This is a genomic window from Paraburkholderia diazotrophica (assembly GCF_038900755.1).
GTDB lineage: Bacteria > Pseudomonadota > Gammaproteobacteria > Burkholderiales > Burkholderiaceae > Paraburkholderia > Paraburkholderia diazotrophica_A.
Window position 1 is genome coordinate 1 of the sequence record NZ_JBBPEN010000030.1, and the last position, 12,981, is coordinate 12,981.

At 59.2% G+C, this 12,981-nt stretch carries 16 protein-coding genes; 5 read left to right on the forward strand and 11 right to left on the reverse strand.

The window, feature by feature from the left end:
• Positions 1–1,031 precede the first annotated feature (1,031 nt).
• Positions 1,032–1,838 (reverse strand): IclR family transcriptional regulator, encoded by an 807-nt coding sequence (locus AABE10_RS35335; protein WP_342937693.1) that lies wholly within the window; start codon positions 1,836–1,838, stop codon positions 1,032–1,034.
• 167 nt (positions 1,839–2,005) lie between these two features.
• On the opposite strand from AABE10_RS35335, the gene AABE10_RS35340 reads away from it, so the two are divergent.
• The 5 genes from AABE10_RS35340 to AABE10_RS35360 all read left to right on the forward strand — a co-directional run bounded on the left by AABE10_RS35340 (position 2,006) and on the right by AABE10_RS35360 (position 7,320).
• The gene (locus AABE10_RS35340; RefSeq protein WP_342937694.1) at positions 2,006–2,989 is read left to right on the forward strand and encodes a hydroxymethylglutaryl-CoA lyase; all 984 of its coding nucleotides are present in this window, start codon (positions 2,006–2,008) and stop codon (positions 2,987–2,989) included.
• Positions 2,986–4,260, forward strand: a complete 1,275-nt coding sequence (locus AABE10_RS35345) for a CaiB/BaiF CoA-transferase family protein (protein WP_342937695.1) — start codon at positions 2,986–2,988, stop codon at positions 4,258–4,260. The genes AABE10_RS35340 and AABE10_RS35345 overlap by 4 nt, the downstream gene beginning before the upstream one ends.
• An 81-nt stretch (positions 4,261–4,341) precedes the next feature.
• A complete protein-coding gene (locus tag AABE10_RS35350; RefSeq protein WP_342937696.1) occupies positions 4,342–5,652 on the forward strand; it encodes an MFS transporter in 1,311 nt (436 codons plus the stop codon).
• A gap of 2 nt (positions 5,653–5,654) precedes the next feature.
• Entirely contained in the window at positions 5,655–6,785 is a 1,131-nt protein-coding gene (locus AABE10_RS35355) for an amidohydrolase family protein (RefSeq protein WP_342937697.1), read from the forward strand.
• 139 nt (positions 6,786–6,924) lie between these two features.
• Positions 6,925–7,320, forward strand: coding sequence for a hypothetical protein (locus AABE10_RS35360; protein WP_342937698.1), 396 nt, complete (start codon positions 6,925–6,927; stop codon positions 7,318–7,320).
• Positions 7,321–7,548: 228 nt separating this feature from the next.
• Here AABE10_RS35360 and AABE10_RS35365 read toward each other — a convergent pair whose 3' ends face one another.
• The 10 genes from AABE10_RS35365 to AABE10_RS35410 form a co-directional block, all read right to left on the reverse strand.
• Positions 7,549–7,893: a hypothetical protein gene (locus tag AABE10_RS35365; RefSeq protein ID WP_342937699.1), complete on the reverse strand. Its 345-nt coding sequence runs from the start codon at positions 7,891–7,893 to the stop codon at positions 7,549–7,551.
• Positions 7,894–8,012: 119 nt separating this feature from the next.
• Positions 8,013–8,822: a prohibitin family protein gene (locus AABE10_RS35370; protein ID WP_342937700.1), complete on the reverse strand. Its 810-nt coding sequence runs from the start codon at positions 8,820–8,822 to the stop codon at positions 8,013–8,015.
• A gap of 314 nt (positions 8,823–9,136) precedes the next feature.
• The gene (locus AABE10_RS35375; RefSeq protein ID WP_342937701.1) at positions 9,137–9,340 is read right to left on the reverse strand and encodes a hypothetical protein; all 204 of its coding nucleotides are present in this window, start codon (positions 9,338–9,340) and stop codon (positions 9,137–9,139) included.
• An 80-nt stretch (positions 9,341–9,420) separates the two neighbouring features.
• Positions 9,421–9,876: a hypothetical protein gene (locus tag AABE10_RS35380; protein ID WP_342937702.1), complete on the reverse strand. Its 456-nt coding sequence runs from the start codon at positions 9,874–9,876 to the stop codon at positions 9,421–9,423.
• A gap of 16 nt (positions 9,877–9,892) precedes the next feature.
• Positions 9,893–10,219: a hypothetical protein gene (locus tag AABE10_RS35385; protein ID WP_342937703.1), complete on the reverse strand. Its 327-nt coding sequence runs from the start codon at positions 10,217–10,219 to the stop codon at positions 9,893–9,895.
• Between the two features lie 39 nt (positions 10,220–10,258).
• A complete protein-coding gene (locus AABE10_RS35390; RefSeq protein ID WP_342937704.1) occupies positions 10,259–10,738 on the reverse strand; it encodes a hypothetical protein in 480 nt (159 codons plus the stop codon).
• Positions 10,739–10,764: 26 nt separating this feature from the next.
• Positions 10,765–11,166, reverse strand: coding sequence for a type II toxin-antitoxin system VapC family toxin (locus AABE10_RS35395; protein ID WP_342937705.1), 402 nt, complete (start codon positions 11,164–11,166; stop codon positions 10,765–10,767).
• Entirely contained in the window at positions 11,167–11,403 is a 237-nt protein-coding gene (gene vapB / locus AABE10_RS35400) for a type II toxin-antitoxin system VapB family antitoxin (protein WP_090872269.1), read from the reverse strand.
• A 458-nt stretch (positions 11,404–11,861) separates the two neighbouring features.
• On the reverse strand, positions 11,862–12,395 hold the full coding sequence (locus AABE10_RS35405) for a hypothetical protein (RefSeq protein ID WP_342937706.1): 534 nt from the start codon (positions 12,393–12,395) through the stop codon (positions 11,862–11,864).
• 69 nt (positions 12,396–12,464) lie between these two features.
• A partial coding sequence (locus AABE10_RS35410) for a hypothetical protein (RefSeq protein ID WP_342937707.1) occupies positions 12,465–12,981 on the reverse strand: 517 nt, incomplete at its 5' end.

The following is a 12,981-nucleotide window of genomic DNA, read 5'->3' on the forward strand; positions in this document are numbered from 1 at the left end:
ATCGACGACCTGTTGCCTTGGAACGTCGCCCCTTTGCTGCCTCCCTCCGCGCGCATTGACCCCATTCGCTAACAGCACATCCCTCATCGGTCAATCTCGTGGGCAACGGTAATGATCGAGTGCTTACTCCTGATGGATGGCGAGGACGGATTTTGCCGTTTCGCCAACCAGTTTCCGAAGGGTTACAGGCGCGTTCGCGCCCTTGGATATTGACAGGAGAAGAAGGCATTAGGATCCTGACTTCTTGCGCGGGAAGGCGCCCGGCCAGTCCCTCACGGGCGTCTGGTTTGTCATCCCTGACCACGCCAGGGGGCTTCCCGTGTTGCGTCATTCACCCAGCCGTATCAGCCTTCCCCGACATGGCTCTCGGGTCGGCCTGCGCATCATCCTTTTCGAGGCTTGCTCGGCGTTCACTCGCGTTAGGGCCTGCACACTCGCCCTGTCACCGTATTTCGTGACACGCTTCACCGAAGGCTTCAACCGCTTCGTTACCTCCACGATTGCTCCTTATAGGTTGCTTCCGGCTGGAGCGGTTGCCGGGTGGGGCTTTCACCCACTGGAAAAGCGCCGCCTTTTCACGGCGCACGCCATGAAGCGACATTCGCGGGCAACGTCGCCGAGACATTCAGGCGTCGGTTCCACTCAGGAACCGGCCATTCAGATCGAAGGTTGAGGTGATGTTTTTTTGGTCTTCGCCATATGGATCTCGTGCTTGGTCAGGCGCGGCAATGCGTCGCCTTTATCGTGCGGCTGAGTTCGAACGACGTACGCTGTCCGATTGGGTAGCCCTATGTCGTTTTGGTCACGGGAGCCCCCGAAGTACCGTATATGGCTCGAGCACTGCGTTAAGCGCGCTGTACTGACGCGGGCCTCGCCTGATCGCAAGGGCCTTCTCGCAAAAATCGCAGAACCTGCTCGCGCCGGCCACTCTCAAGCTGCACTTCGCTAGACGTCAGGCGCGGGGCTGCGACAGTTGCACTGAAGTGTGAAGCGGGAAGCGGTGCGCCGGGGCGGATATGAGCGCGGATCTTTTATTTCCCAGACACCCGATCTACGGATGATGATGGGGCGGCGAAGTGGGCGATGCTCGCATCGTATCTCTCACCCATACCACCCAGGGTGACCGTCGCGCGCTTCGCACTGTCAAGCAACGCCTTCAGCGCAACGTTAATAGTGTCTGGCGCATCGAATCTACCCTTGGGCCCGGATAGAGTCAGAGCGCCCACGAGTTGACCACTCGAATCGAACACTGGCACCGATGCTGATACTGTCTCAGGATCGCGTTCGCCGTATGACACCGCCCAGAGTTGCGCGCGCACGTCATTCCCGCGGGGGTCCAGAGATTCAGTGAATGTGAGCAGTATTTTGCCGGATGCGCCCTTGTCGATCGGGAATTCCTCGCCAACACGTATCGCGACCCTCACGCTCCTTGACGGCTCCACGCGGTAGAGCACTAAACGTTGGTCACCCTGCCGCACATAGAAAGATGCCGTCTCGCCCATGTCTCGACTCAGTTGCTGAAGGATGGGTTCGACAACCGGGCCGATTTGAAAGGACCGTTGATAAAGCGTTGCGAGGCGCAGCGGTTGATGGCCGATGGCGTACTGCCCGTCATTCAGCTTCCGTATGTATCCGCCGTGCTCCAAAGCACCGAGCAGTCGCAAAACCGTGCTTTTGTACAAGCCGGTGCGGCGCGAAAGTTCCGTTAGCGTGAGCCGGTCATCAACCGGTCCAAAGGCGTTGAGAATCGCAAATGCTCGATCCAGGACCGCGACGCCACTTGACCTTTCTGACGTGTCGATCGTCGGCTCCGTCGGCGAGAGTGCATTGATAGGCACGTTTTCCCCTCGAAGTTTGTTCTCACACTCTACAGTTCCGCACAATAGAACTCAAGTTCTATTTGTTCAAAATTCTCGGGTTTACCCGTCTTACCTGAGATTTATCGCGCGCATATAGTTCTTTCGTACAGAACAGAGATCTATCAGATAGAACGCAGGAGCAGATTGTGATTACGTCCAATCCCAAGGTGTTGATCAGCGAGGTTGGGCCGCGCGACGGCCTGCAAAGCATCAAGAGCATCATGCCGACAGCGGCCAAGCTGCGATGGATTTCCGCGCTGGCCGCCGCCGGGTTGAAGGAAATTGAGGCGGGCTCGTTCGTGCCCCCGAAGTTACTGCCGCAAATGGCCGACATCCGTGAGGTCGTGGCCCATGCGCTGTCGATTCCGGGCCTTCATGTGGCAGTCCTCGCGCCGAATTTGCATGGTTCGCACGGCGCGTTCGAGGCCGGTGTGCACAAAGTAACACTGCCCGTCTCGGTGACCAACGAGCACTCGATGGCCAACATCCGCAAGACGACGGCGCAGATGATTGAAGAGGTTCGCGACATCGTCGCGTTGCGCAACGAGCAGTTTCCCGGCGTACAGATCGAAGCGGGCGTGTCCGTCGCATTTGGCTGTACGATCGCCGGCACGGTCACCGATGACGAAACGATGCGTATGTGTCTTGCGATGGCCGAGTCCGGCGTGGACGAGATTGGCCTGTCCGATACCAGCGGGTACGCCAACCCTTCGCAGGTTCGTCGCCTGTTCCGTCGACTGCAATCGGAACTCGGGGACAAGGCGGGCGGGGCGCACTTTCATAACACACGCGGCCAGGGACTCGCCAATGTGATCGCCGCGCTTGACGTGGGCGTCACAACGATCGATTCCAGTCAGGCTGGTCTTGGCGGCTGTCCGTATGCCCCAGGCGCTACTGGAAACATCGTCACGGAAGACCTTGCTTTCCTGCTGGAAGCCATGGGCTATGAGACGGGCGTGGACATCGACAAACTGGGCGCTGCACGTGCGATTCTGGCCGAAGCGCTGCCGGACGAAGCCTTGTACGGGCATGTGCAGGATGCCGGACTGCCCAAGGGATTCAGGTATTCAGATGGGCGCGTGCCGAGCGCACCGCAACCGGAAGGCTGTCTGTTGGGAGTTGCGCAATGAGCCAAGAGCAAGCGAACCGAGCTCTGCCGTTCAGCGGCGTGCGTGTTGTCGAGATGACGCACATGGTAATGGGACCAACATGCGGCATGGTCCTGGCTGATCTGGGCGCGGAGGTGATCAAGGTTGAACCGATTGCTGGCGACAGCACGCGCGCTCTTCGCGGGTCCGGAGCTGGCTTTTTCAGTACCTTCAACAGGAACAAGAAGAGTATCGCCGTCGATGTGAAGGATGCGCGCGGGCTCGAGGTCGTGCACAAGCTGCTTGCCGGTGCAGACATCTTCAGCGAAAACTTTAAAAGCGGCACGGTGGACAAACTGGGCCTCGGATATGGGGCGCTTTCCAGGCTCAATCCGCGTCTCATCTACGTGTCGCACAAAGGATTCCTGCCCGGTCCGTACGACCATCGGACCGCCTTGGACGAAGTTGCTCAGATGATGGGCGGCCTCGCCTACATGACGGGACCGGAAGGGCGTCCTCTGCGGGCTGGCACGAGCGTCAACGACATCATGGGCGGCATGTTCGGCGCGATCGGCGCGATGGCGGCGCTCGCACAGCGCGAGCGCACCGGGCACGGTCAGGAGGTACAGAGCGCGCTTTTCGAGAACAACGTGTTCCTTGTCGCACAGCACATGATGCAGTTCGCCGTGACCGGAAAAGCTGCTGCACCGATGCCGAGCCGGACCTCCGCATGGGCGGTCTATGACGTGTTTTCAGTCAGGAACGGCGAACAGATCTTCCTGGCGGTCGTGTCCGACACACAATGGGCGATTTTCTGTGACGCGTTCGGCCTGACTGAGTTGAAGGCCGACGAGCGCATGGTGACCAACAATCAGCGGGTGCAGGCACGCGACTGGTTGTTGCCGCAGCTTCGCAAGCACATGGAAGCATTCACGGCGTCCGAGATCAGCGCGATCTTCGAACGCTGCGGATTACCGTACGCACCGATTACCAGGCCTCAAGATTTGTTTGACGATCCCCATCTGCTTGCAACGGGGGGGCTTGCCGATGTGACGCTGCCGTCCGACGCCAGTGGTGCCGGGCAACCCGTGTCGACCAGGACGGCATTGCTGCCTCTGACGCTTGGCGGGGAACGGCTGCAACTCCGCGCAGCGCCGCCTTCACTCGGACAGGATACGCGAGCGCTTCTGATGCAACTCGGTTACACGCCAGAAGACCTCAGACAGCTGACCGAAGCGGGCATCGTCAGGTGTCGGGACCAGCAGCCTGGCGATGCGGCGAGCCCGTCGGCTAACGAACTCGCCAGCGCCTGACACCCGAACAGCACACAAGGAATCACTGCCGCGCGCGTGCGGCATGGTTCAGCTCGGCCGTGATTCCACAGGAGGCGGAACATGACATCGATATCACCGGAAATGACGGCCGACAGGTCCGTCGACTCCACACTGGAACAACAAGCGGTTAAGAAAGCGGCGTGGCGCTTTATCCCGCTTCTTGCGCTCGCGTACTTTTTCAATTACCTGGATCGGACAAGCGTTGGCTTTGCCGCGCTGACGATGAACCACGACCTCGGGTTGACTGCGACGCAGTTCGGCTGGGGTGCCGGCATCATGTTCGCGGGTTACTGCGTGTGCGAGGTCCCAAGTAACCTTGCGCTGTACCGATTCGGCGCGCGACGCTGGCTGGCGCGCATCATGATCACGTGGGGCTTCTTCGCGGCGGCCACGGCGCTTGCGGTGGGACCGACCAGTTTCTACGTGCTCCGGCTCCTGCTGGGTATCGGCGAAGCGGGTTTCTTCCCGGGCGTGATCTTCTTCCTCGCAGTCTGGTTTCCGGCAAGCTATCGCACTCGCGTGCTCGCGTGGTTCACCGTCTCCACGCCGATCTCGTCACTCGTCGGCGGTCCGCTTTCGACGTGGCTGCTCAACATGGACGGCTTCCTCGGGCTGGCTGGCTGGAAATGGATGTTCATTGTGGAGGGCTTGCCCGCGTGCTTGCTCGGCTTCCTCGTGCTGCAGATGCTTGCGGACAAGCCCGCCGATGCCACGTGGCTGTCGCCGCAGGAGCGGCACGCGCTGCAGAGTGCCTTCGACCGCGAGGGCGCAGCCAGACAGAAAAAGAAGGATTTCGCCGCCGCGTTGAAGGATGTGCGCACGTACATCCTTGCGATGATCTCGTTCGGCTTCACGATGGGTTCCTACGGTATTGGCATCTGGCTGCCGCAGATGCTCAAGGCTCACGGCATGAGCGTGACGCAGACCGGCTGGATGTCGGCGGTGCCGTATTTCTTTGCAACCATCGCATTGCTGTGGTGGGCCAAGCGGGTCGATCGGCGCGGCGGCCCCATCGCGAGCCTGGCCGCGGGTCTTTTGATCGGAGCCGTGGCGCTCGGCGTATCGACCCATTTCCATCAACTGGTGCCTGCCATGACCGGCATCACACTGGCGCTCATCGGAACGATTGCGGGCCGCACGATCTTTTATACGTTGCCGAACAGGTTTCTCTCCGGACAGGCCGCTGCCGGCGGCCTGGCGCTGATCAATTCGATTGGCGCGCTTGGCGGGTTTGCGGGACCGTACCTCGTCGGCTACCTCAAGGACAGCTTTGGTACGTTCACGGCCGGGATGATCGGTCTGTCGGTTGTGCTGCTCATCACGACCTTGCTGACCCTCTTGCTCTACGCTTTCAACACGGAGAAGAAGTGAACATGGTACCGCTTCGTTCGCCCTCGCGACGCCGGCTCCTTGGCGCGGCGGCAGCATCGATCATGATCCCGGCCGTCTCTGCGCGGCAAGGATTCGCAAAAGAGGAAACCCGCAGCATGAGCACGACCAGCAATTACCTTCCCGTTCGTGCGGCGTGGCTCGCCTCGGGCACTGAATCCGCGCTCGAACCAGGCATGCCGATCGTTGACGCGCATCATCATTTCTATGAGCGCACGGGATGGACTTACCTGCTCGATGAATATCTCGAAGACGCCAGATCCGGGCACAACATCACCGCGTCCGTGTACATGCAGGCACTGACGCGTTATCGAAAAGATGGTTCCGAACCGATGCGCCCGGTCGGCGAAATCGAATATGTGGTCGGGGCCACCGCACCGTTGCAGAAAGGCAAGCCGCAGGTCGCGAAAGGTATCGTCGGTTACGCGGATCTGCGTCGCGGTACGGCAGTGCGAGAAGTGCTCGAAGCCGAGCTTCAGGCGGGCGCTGGCCGCTTGCGCGGCGTGCGGCATCTCGTAACGTGGGACGCAGACCAGACGCTCGTGAATCCCTTGTCGGCAGCGCCGCAGGGATTGCTGCTGGACCCGACCTATCGGTCAGGCGTCGCACAACTTGGGGCGCTCGGCCTCTCCTACGACGCGTGGCTCTTCTTCCCGCAATTGCCCGAACTCTTCGATCTGGCGAAGGCGTATCCCGACACGCCGTTCATCATCAATCATTGCGGCGGGATCGTGCGCATCGCCAGTTACAGAGACAAACGCAAGGAAGTGTTCGACGCATGGTCGAGCTCGATGCGCGAGCTGGCGCAATTGCCCAACGTGTATGTGAAAGTCGGTGGCCTGGGTATGCGGATCAACGGCTTCGACTTCGAAAAAGGAGAGCTTCCGCCTTCATCGATCAAGCTGGCGGCAACATGGAAGCCGTGGATGCATACCTGCATCGAGACGTTCGGCGCGAACCGCTGCATGTTCGAAAGCAATTTTCCGGTCGATAAGGGCTCGTATCCCTATAGCAACGGCTGGAATGCGTTCAAGCGCTTAACCGCGCAGGCGAGTACGCAGGAACGGGAGGCGCTGTTCCGAGGAACCGTGACCAAGGTGTACCATCTCAGCTAACTCAATCGATAATCATCGCGCTGTGGGCGAATCTTCGCGGGCGTCGAAGGGCGGCTTGGGTCGGTCAAACTCAGGAGACGGGACTTGACTCGCATAGGAGTCCCGTAAGCTGATTTGATCAGAGTTCTGGAAGCGAATTATGACTGGAAGGTATCTAGTTGGTCGATGGGAGTCGCCATGGGCCAGCGATCCGTTTCTGAAAATCCGCATTGCCATTGAGGTTGATACACAATCCGTCGTGACACTGCACCATTTCGTTGACGGCGCATGGCGCCGGTTTCGCCCGGACGAGGACGCATACGTGCGCGACCTCATCAATGACGAGATTGACGCGATCATTGAGTGTCTGGAGGAGTACGGGTTGAACGAAACCGATGCTATACCGACTGCGTGGTCGAATGACGAAGCGAACCCGGTGCCGGAACTGCCGGAGGATGATGAGGACACGAGTACCGACCAGTTTGAACAGGAGGGCTGTAGCTGCTGCGAACGATGGTATCGCGAGGGTTCAGTGAGCGAATGTGAATGCGCCTGAAAACAGGCATTTCACAATGCAAAAGCAGCACAGGTAGACGGCTGATACGCGCCGCGGAGTTGCCGGAAGGGTCCGTGTGTTTTCGGCTTAGTCGGCGCGAAATGCAGTTGCACGCTGGCTTCGTTCTAGCGGCTCGCCTGACGGCATGGGTGATTCCGCAGAATCACGAAGCACGTTAATCGCGGCTCGTAGAGCAAATGCAGTGGTCAACTTAGCCATGACTTTGTTCTACTCGTGATCGGCAATCTGGTGCCTGCGTGCTTCCGTCGCGGGCAGCGCTACAGGCTCGCGCGCAATCCCCCACGCTTCAAGGAGACCATCGAACGAAGGAAGCGCGACGTGCATTCCAAGCGCCGGCAAGGCAACGCCGGTCGCGCGATACCGCATCCGCTCTTTGGCGCTCGCACCTGTCCGGACGACGCGCTCAAGCGCACCGCTCCGAACGGCATACCGGATCGCATCAGAAGCGGTGCGCGACTTCATTAGACCGGACGCAGCAATCTCCTCTACCGTCGCGCTTTCGCGATCGCGAAGCCACGCCAAAAGCACCTCGGCGTTCGCGTGCGTGCTCATGCTCAACCTTTCCCGTTTTTCCGTCTTGTTGCCGCTCGTTAGTTGGTAACTGCCACAATCGCGCCGCACGCTGCCCTAGAGTAGATCGCTCATACCATCAGTGGCCCTTTGCTGTTTTCCTATCGATCTACCTTACTTATGCCAAGATTTCCGAGCATTGGCAGGACTCCGCTACTCCCCAGTACTTCCGGCAAGTGGCCATCCCACTTTGCTACTGCCTGCTGCTGAATTATCTCGGGCGTGATTGTCTGCTGAAGTAGTTTTTGCGCTTCGGCCTGCGCGTGTGCCTCGACTATCTTCTGATCAGCAAGGACCTTGGCTTTCTGCAACTCGTATTGCGCCTGCTGTGCACGCTGCTGGGCTACCTGCTTCTGCTCGATCGCCTGCGAGAACTGCGTGCTGAAGTGGAAGTCTGTGATGTTCACAGAATCCACCACCAGCCGATATGGCTTGAGTTCGGCGGTGACTTGCGCCTCGATTTGTCCACGCACCTGATCGCGGTGAGTGATCAAATCCTCCGCATTGTAGTGGGCGGTCACTGCTTTCACGGAGTTGCTGATCGCCGGCTTAATGATCTTGAGGACTAGAGCGGATTCGTTGCCAATGCGCTGATAGACCCACTCAGCGTCGGCCGACAGGATGTGCCAGTTCGTCGCCACCGTCGTGGTCACATCCTGCAGATCAAGGCTCGCCGCCGTCTCCGCATCCTGGGAGTTTTGCACCTGAACGTCCATTTTGGCGACCGACTGCGCGAACGGGACCTTCAAATGGAGGCCCGGTTCAAGTACACCCGGTTCGACGGCGCCCCATGTCATAAGCACGCCCCGTTGCCCGGGGCCGACGGTCACAAAACCGCCGGCAATCAGCGCGAAAACAAGAAAAACGATCACAGCGAGGCCGACAGCGCGAGGCCTGGCTGGCAGATTCACCTGTACGCTCATTGTTGTTTTCTCTATTTTGAATTACTGGAAACGTTGTTCAGCAACAGACACGTTTTATTGCGCTCACGCTGATCCCCGCGCGGTTGTGCAACCTGGCTAGCAATGTCCCCGATTTCGTGTCATTAGATCACCCTGCTGACAGAGAACGCCGGCCGAACCGGATCAGCCTCTATCAATCTGTTAACGGCAGACAAGCTGAAAACTCCAATCAACTCCTGAATCAGCTTTAACGACCGGCCGTCACGGGGAGGCGAACAGCAAACGTTCGGCGAGCGGCACTTGCGTTCCAGTTCTCTTTTCCTCTACAGCAGCTTTATCTGGCCGGAATTGGCCTCGCACGGATCGCGCTCGCCCTCGGAGACCGCGCTGGCCACTCTCGCGGACGACGGTTCGACTCGACCAGCTGGCGCAACCGTACAGTCCTGTCGATACTCGCGGCCCCATGCCGGGCTCAGTATCTCGGCGGCGAGCAGGACGTCCGGCCCGATCTGAATGTAATGACCCATTTGACGGCGTTCTCCCCGTTTTCCGGTCTATTTGCTCAATCGAACGATCCCGACTCCAGGTCGTTCTCGAAGTCGGCGATTCAGGCGCTTCCGTGGCCGCGGTCGTATAAAGCCACGGATGACTTTCCGCGCAGCGCCACGGTCACTTGCCGGCCAATCGGCCCGACTCGGCCCCCGCCCGGATATTGGTCCTCGTCGACCACTTCGAATTCGCTGACGGCGCGACCGTACTTCTGGCATACGGCCAAGAAGTCGTCTTGCTCGTCCTGCGGGAAATGAGAGAGCAGGTGACTCGCCATTCCCACCTCCGGCGCTTTCCTATACAAACTTCGTGGTTCATTGTCCCAGCGAATGTCCATGAACAAACTCGTCGCGTCATCGAGTAGTTGCGGGTCAGTGACAGGCGCGGACTCAATCTCTTTGATCGCTTGCCACACAATGTCATGGCTGCGCTCGACCACCTTGCGAAGCTCTCGAACCTTGCCCTTATCGATCGCGTCGTCGTTATTCCTTCGCGACCGCTTGGAGATGTTCACGCATGTGCATCTTTTCCTACCCTTCGAAGGAAATGTGCTGGCCAGCACGCGACTGCATTCCGAGCTTGCCCTCACTCCCCATCACATCCTGCCAGGCGATCATCGCGTCTGCAACGGCATCCTTTTCGCCACTGAACGCGAGCACGGTTTCACTGCATGACGGGCAGATGCCGCCAAATGCAGCACGAATGCCCCGCATGTTTCGCGTATCCATAGCGTCAAAGTCAGTGAATGCCGTTTTGCAAGCACCACAGACCAGCTTCTCCGGGCGCAACGCATCAATCTTTGCCTTCGCTTGTGCGACCCGCTGTTCCTTCGTGCCACGCTGCTTTGCTTGCCCCATCAAATTCCCCTGATTCCGTATTCCCCGTTGTCCTCGGTATTACTCGCGGCGCAGAGCAGAGGCAATTCGGCCCTGCCATGTTCCCGGCTGAACTTCATATCGTGCCAGTCGGTCTACGAGCCTCTCACTCGGCGCGGTGGTCGTATATCGGCCGCCTTCAAGACACGAGTCGGTTTGCAGCCAGCCCATCGACTCGCCAACGCCCAGTGACTCGCGGTAGGTCAGCGCGTAGATGATAGCCGTCTCCGGTTGCCCGATACCCCACACGTACGCCAAAAGGAGGTCGGGGAATTTGGCATACTTCCGGTCGATCGAGAACGAGCGCTGCGTCGCCGCTTTGATCTGTATCGGAACGGCTGTGAACTTCCCAATCTGCTCGTCGATGTCCACGTACGCAATCAGGTCGACACCCCGATCGCGGACCGGCGTGGCGACCTCAACACCGCTCCGCAAGAGATCGTTGATCAGCCGATCCCGTCCAAAGATCTCCGTTAACTGCGTATCCGTCGCCGTCGGCATTCGCGCAGCCCCCCTTTCCTGTTTCCCTACTTGTTGAGCCAGTTTTCGAGCCTGATACCGAGATAGCAGGCAAAGTCGCGCTCGTTGTTGGTAACGAGAATAACGTCCAGCGCAATCGCGTGTGCGGCGATCAGCTTGTCAAGAGCATCCTTCTTGCGTTCGCGCGTCGCTTCGCGCACAGGCCCGTAGGCCGTTGCTGCGGCAGCGTCGAACGCGGCCACAGGAATATCTTCGATTAGGGCGGCGAGATTGCGGCGCTCGCGAGTTCGGTTCGCAGACACTACGACGCCGTATTCAAGTTCAGCGTAGGTGATTGCGGACATAACCACATCCCCGACGTAGCACTGCGCAAATCGCTTCGCGACTTCTTCAGGCTGATTCTTCATCAGGTAGATGCACATGTTCGTGTCGAGCATAAAGCGCGGCATTCACAATCCCTCGCGCTCAGCCTGCTCTTGCTCGCCGCGCCCTTCAGCCATGAAATCCGGCCCGAATTTCGCGAACTTCTTGAGCACTCCCGCCAGCGGACGACGCGCCGGACGGATACGGATCTCATCGCCTACGCGCTCAATTTCGACCTCGACATCGCTCCGGTCGTAAGCAAGATCGGCGGGAATGCGAACGGCTTGCGAGTTGCCATTCTTGAAAACGCGGGTGGTATGCATAGCGGTTCCTGCTGTGTGTACTGTGGATGTACTATAGACTATCTCTCGCTCCATGTAAATACGCGTATGTACATGGGCAGCGACTGAACACCACGCCTTGAGCGCATCGTGCGCGGTCATGCTTCGGAACATGCGCGCCTTGGGCCACTGTTACGATGATGTTTCCCTCCGCGACGGCAAAAGCCGGTCCGCGAGCCCAGAATTGTCGGCTTTTCGCGGAAAAATATATAAAAAACCCGGGCGCGATTACCCGGGGTTCACGAACAGTTCGCCCAACCAGTTCGCGTCGGGACAGGTCCCACTGGATCGCCAGCAGGTAGTTCCGGAACTGGTTCAACGGCTTCAGGTGCGCATGCTCCGGCTCCTGCACCATGAACTCCATCGACTCGTCCCGACGGCCCGTCACGCCGCGTCGTGATGTTGCGTCTTCAGCATGTACGCCGTCTCATACATGCAGGTCACGAACGCACACGCCGCTTCCGCATCGACCTCGAACTGCGAGGTCTCCTCGAAATAGACAGTCTGCTCGCCGCCCGACGTTCGCGCATACCAGCCAGCGCGATCCGGATGCCGGTATCGATTCCGATTGGACGTACCTTGTATGAATCGCACATGCACGGATGCGCTTGCCGTTTCGTACAGCGTTTTGTGGCGCGCGAATCAGTGTGCCTCGACCAATGGTCAAGACAACGAACTGCGCCGCGAGTGATGGCGTGGCAACATGGGTCGTAACCGACAGCGCCTGCTTCGAGCATCGTTTCGATGTGGCGGGCGAGGCTGCTGTTTTCGATGGTCGTGTCCGCAGTCGAGATGAAATGGCTGGGCTGCACTTCGCCTTTTATATCAATACGGCGCACCGCCTCAAGCATGAGGATGGTGGCGCAGGTCGAGTCCTTGCCGCTTACCGTCCCGCAAAGCGGGTGGCCGGCGCGGATGAGACCGATGAGTGCTGCAATCGCGGCTTCCATCTTGAGGATGATTTCGTCAAACATGATTGCTCCAGTTCACGGGAGCACTCCCCTGCGGGAGTGTCTCCCACAGGGATTAATGAATTGATAGGGTCAGTCAGCGAGTGCGCCTATTTCATCCACCATCTGGCGGTAGATGATGAGGCCTTCCTGATGCTTCTGCATGATGGCCGCACGTCGAATACCCCGCGCCCATCGAGCAGTTGAACCGATGCGGTCGAGCGCTCCGGGATCGGTCACGACGTAGCCCATGCGGAGCATGTCTTCGACAGCTTCGGGAAGCGAGTCAAAGCACATGTGGCCGATGAAGCCGTCCTGATCGAACTGCTGCACGCGCCATGACTTCGCGCCGGAGGCATCCGGGAGTGCAAATGCCCACGACTCGCGCTCGTTCTGGCGGCACTCGATGCCAGCCGGCTGGCCGTCATACGAAGACATGAGACGTTGGTATGCGATCTGCAACGGACGGACTTCGTCACGCAGGAGACGGGCGAAGTCTGCTGGGATGTCATCCGATGCTGCGCAGACATTTTCCCGGGACGAGGAACGGTAACGTTTGATGGTGCTGCGATGGATGCTGCTCACGGCGGCTCCAGTGGAAGGGAGCCCT